This window comes from Synechococcus sp. H60.1, assembly GCF_047462335.1.
In the GTDB taxonomy this organism is placed as follows: domain Bacteria; phylum Cyanobacteriota; class Cyanobacteriia; order Thermostichales; family Thermostichaceae; genus Thermostichus.
This window is the reverse complement of the sequence record NZ_JANSJA010000268.1, coordinates 1-3,905: the sequence shown is the minus strand read 5'-3', so window position 1 is coordinate 3,905 and position 3,905 is coordinate 1. Positions and strand designations below refer to the sequence as shown.

The following is a 3,905-nucleotide window of genomic DNA, read 5'->3' as shown; positions in this document are numbered from 1 at the left end:
CCCCTGTCTGGTCGGGGGCAATCACATCCTTGCTTTTTGTCGCACCCAGCGGTGTACTGTTCTTTTGGTCACCATGAACCGTTCGGCTACCTGGCGGATAGAGGTCTGACCTGCCTGATAAGCTGCCACAACTCTCTGCCGTAAATCCAAAGAATGGGTTGGCATCCCCTTCTCTTCTGTACCCTATTTTAAATTAATAGGCTGTATTATAACCTGTCATGAATATCTTAGAAATGCTACAGTCCCGGAAACACTGCCAGCAAGGAAGTTACAGAAGCTATGCTATGCTGAGGTATTAGTCATTGAAATCAGCATGCGGGCCCATTACTTACAACACGTGGCGTTTGAAGGTCTCGGCTACATAGAGTCCTGGCTCAAAGCCAAGGGGTACCCTGTAACGGGCACAAAGTTCTTTGAATCGACAAGATTGCCGAGCCTGGATGAATTTGACATGCTCATCGTCATGGGTGGCCCCATGAGTGCCAATGACGAAAGCGCGTTCCCTTGGCTGGTGCAGGAGAAGGAGTTTATCCGCAATGCCATCGAGGCCGGCAAGTCCATTTTGGGCATCTGTCTGGGGGCGCAACTGATTGCCAGCGCAATGGGTAGCCGAGTGTTTCCAAATCGTGTTAAGGAAATAGGCTGGTGGCCGGTGCAAGGGATCCAACCAGCGAACGAGCTGGCCTTTCCTTTTCCGCCCTCGATTGAGGTTTTTCACTGGCACGGGGAAACCTTCGAGCTGCCCCCTGGTGCACTTCACCTTGCCAAAAGCGAAGGCTGCGAGAACCAGGCCTTTCAGCTTGGGCGTTCAGTGATTGGCCTCCAGTTTCACTTGGAAACCACGCCGGAATTGGTGCAAGGGCTTGTCTCCCACTGCGGCGACGAGTTATTGCCATCTACCTATGTGCAGTCGGAAGTAGAAATTCTCTCAGCTCCCCCTGAGAAGTACCAAGCCATAAACCATCTCATGGGCGAGGTTCTCTCCTTTCTCTGTCGCCCCAATCCCTAGGCCCCGCGCTGCGCTCTGGAGGGCGACCAGAGCCGTAAGATGCATCTGCAAGCCAAAGTTCCAAGGGGCATAGACGTGGGCCATCAGGTTTTGGGACTGGGGATCGCAGGTTGGTCGGCTGCACGGCTGCTGCGGGCCCAGGGAAAAGAGGTGTGGGTCTGGGACGAGCAGGATTCGGAGCTCTTGCGGCAACGGCAGGCAGAGCTGGAACAAGAAGGGATCCCTGTCCACTTGGGCCAGCCTTTTCAACTGCTGCCGGGAGTGGAGCAGGTGGTGGTCAGCCCGGGCATTGCCTGGGATCACCCCTTGCTGCAAGAGGCGCGTCGGCAAGGGATTGAGGTGGTGGGAGAGGCAGAGCTGGCCTGGCAGTTCCTTGAGCATCTGCCTTGGGTAGGGATCACGGGCACCAACGGCAAAAGCACCACCACGGCCCTGGTGGCGGAGATGTTCAAAGCGGCAGGGCTAGAAGGGATCCCCTGCGGCAACATTGGCTTACCTCTGTCTCAGGTGGCGCTGGAGACTTGGCAAGGGCAGCGGCAGCCGGATTGGATCGTGGCAGAGCTGAGCAGCTACCAACTGGAGGCCAGCAGCCGCCTGATGCAGAGCTCCCCTAGCAGCCCACCCCGCATTGGGGTATGGACCACCTTCACCCCCGATCACCTAGAGCGGCACGGCACCCTGGAGCGCTACGCCGGCTTTAAGGCGCGGCTGCTGGAGCGGGCCCAGTGGCGGGTGGTCAACGGCGAGGATCCCTACCTCTTTCGCCGGCGGCGAGACTGGGAAAACACCTACTGGGTTTCCCTGCAAGATCCGCAAGCGGATGTCTTCCTGCGGGGGAGCACCCTTTACATCCAGGGGGAAGCGGTGGCGGAGCTGGAGGATTTTGCCGAGCGCTGCCCTGGTCCTCACAACTTGCAGAACTTGCTCTTGGCGGCAGCGGCTGCTCATCTGGCCGGGATCCCTAACACTGCCATTCAGGGAGCCATCCGCTCTTTTGCCGGCATGCCCCATCGCCTGGAGCGGGTAGCCCAAATCCAGGTGGGATCCACCCCCATCCGCTTTGTCAACGACAGCAAAGCCACCAACTACGAGGCCGGCTGGGTGGCCCTCAACGCCCTCTCCCCGCCCATCATCCTCATTGCCGGTGGAAGGGCCAAACAGGGGGATCCCTCGGCCTGGCTGCGGCTTATTCAGGCTAAGGTGGCCCGCGTGTTGCTCATTGGGGAGGCTGCTCCTGCCCTGGCCCAGGCTCTCCAGGCAATCCGCTATACTGACGTCGAGATCCTGCCAACTCTAGAGGTAGCGGTGGAAAGGGCCTTTGCAGCCGCTTGCTCCCTAGCGCAAGCCCTGGCGGATCCCGCTCAGCCCATTACCGTTTTGCTGTCGCCCGCCTGTGCCAGCTTTGACCAGTACCCCAGCTTCGAGCACCGTGGCCACCACTTCCGCGCCTGTTGCCAAGCCCTTGTGGGATCCCTGGAACGCTGAAGCGCGCTGGCTGCGCTGGCTGACGCTGGTTTGGCTGGCGGTGGGCTTGATGATGCTGTTTTCGGCCTCCTACCCGGTGGCGCAGCAGACTACTGGCGATGGCCTCTATTTCTTTAAGCGCCAGTTGCTCTGGGCAGGGCTGGGGCTGGCCTGCTTTGTGCTCCTGGTGCGCATCCCCTTGCGGCGCTGGTTTCCCTGGGCCGGGATCCTCTGTCTGCTGGGCATTGGCTTGGTTTGGGCTACCCAGGTGCCGGGGCTGGGGGTTTCTCGCCTAGAAGCCAGCCGCTGGCTGGATTTGAAGGTGATCCCGGTGGTCATCCAGCCTTCGGAATTGCTCAAGCCTCTGTTGGTGCTGCAGGGGGCCTGGGTGTTTGGCCGTTGGTTTTACCACCCCGCCTGGTTTCGCGGCGTCTGGGTTGGGCTCTTTGCTTTGGCGCTGCTAGGGATCCTCCTCCAGCCCAACTTGGGCACCACCGCCATCTGCGGCCTTACCCTCTGGGTCATGGCCTGGACTGCCGGGATCCCCGTTTTTACCCTCTTGGCTACAGCGGGACTGGGGATCCTGGCGGCTGTGGTGAGCATTCTCAGCAAAGACTACCAGCGGCGGCGCATCCTTGCCTTTTTGGATCCCTGGGGGAATGCGCGGGGCGACGGCTATCAGTTGGTGCAAAGCCTTTTGGCCATTGGCTCAGGGGGCTGGTGGGGCAAAGGCTACGGCCTTTCGCAGCAAAAGCTATTCTACCTGCCCATCCAGTACACAGACTTCATCTTTGCGGTGTATGCGGAAGAGTTTGGCCTGGTGGGATCCCTCTTCTTCCTGGGGCTATTGAGCGCCTACACCTGGGTAAGCCTGCGGGTCATGCGGCGCTGTCTCGACCTGCCCACGCGGCTGGTGGCCTGTGGCTGTTTGATGTTTTTGGTGGGGCAGGCACTGCTGAATGTCAGTGTGGTCACCGGCCTGTTGCCAACTACAGGGGTACCCTTGCCGCTGTTTAGCTACGGCGGCAGCTCAATTCTCTCTGGACTAATTATGGCGGGACTGCTGGTGCGGGCCGCCCGCGAGGTGGGCTAAGCTCTGTAAGCGTCTCACTCAGCAGCCAGTAGATAGAGACTTTGGGGTTCAGAAGGGATCAATTGGTAGGGATCCGCCTGGTTAAGCTCCCGACAGAGGCGAGCAAAAGACTGGAGACTTTCAAGGCGCTCCGTGAGCTCGGTAAACTACCCGGCTCCGACCGCTAAGCGGTACGGAGCGGGCTTAAGCGCTACGCGCCGCTGACGCGAAGGGTAGCCCTGCAGTTGGCAAGCCAACCACGAACCTCCAGGCCGGTTTACAGCGACCCCCAAAAGCGTAATGACGTTGGCACCGTTCAAATCTGCATCCCCTTCCCAGCCACAAGCCGGGTTGACACAG

Annotated in this window: 3 protein-coding genes and 2 pseudogenes; 3 read left to right on the top strand and 2 right to left on the bottom strand. The window is 59.7% G+C overall.

Annotated features, from left to right (window positions below):
- Window positions 1-36: 36 nt before the first annotated feature.
- Window positions 37-165: pseudogene (locus NW852_RS12390) on the bottom strand (helix-turn-helix domain-containing protein); the annotation flags it as partial.
- A 148-nt stretch (window positions 166-313) separates the two neighbouring features.
- On the opposite strand from NW852_RS12390, the gene NW852_RS12385 reads away from it, so the two are divergent.
- The 3 genes from NW852_RS12385 to NW852_RS12375 all read left to right on the top strand — a co-directional run bounded on the left by NW852_RS12385 (window position 314) and on the right by NW852_RS12375 (window position 3,566).
- On the top strand, window positions 314-1,009 hold the full coding sequence (locus tag NW852_RS12385; protein ID WP_414366694.1) for a type 1 glutamine amidotransferase: 696 nt from the start codon (window positions 314-316) through the stop codon (window positions 1,007-1,009).
- 75 nt (window positions 1,010-1,084) lie between these two features.
- Window positions 1,085-2,494: a UDP-N-acetylmuramoyl-L-alanine--D-glutamate ligase gene (murD, locus tag NW852_RS12380; protein ID WP_414371169.1), complete on the top strand. Its 1,410-nt coding sequence runs from the start codon at window positions 1,085-1,087 to the stop codon at window positions 2,492-2,494.
- Entirely contained in the window at window positions 2,439-3,566 is a 1,128-nt protein-coding gene (locus NW852_RS12375) for an FtsW/RodA/SpoVE family cell cycle protein (RefSeq protein ID WP_414371171.1), read from the top strand. Before murD ends, NW852_RS12375 begins: the two co-directional genes overlap by 56 nt.
- Window positions 3,567-3,712: 146 nt before the next feature.
- Here NW852_RS12375 and NW852_RS12370 read toward each other — a convergent pair.
- Window positions 3,713-3,905 (bottom strand): annotated as a pseudogene (locus NW852_RS12370) (RNA-guided endonuclease TnpB family protein); the annotation flags it as partial.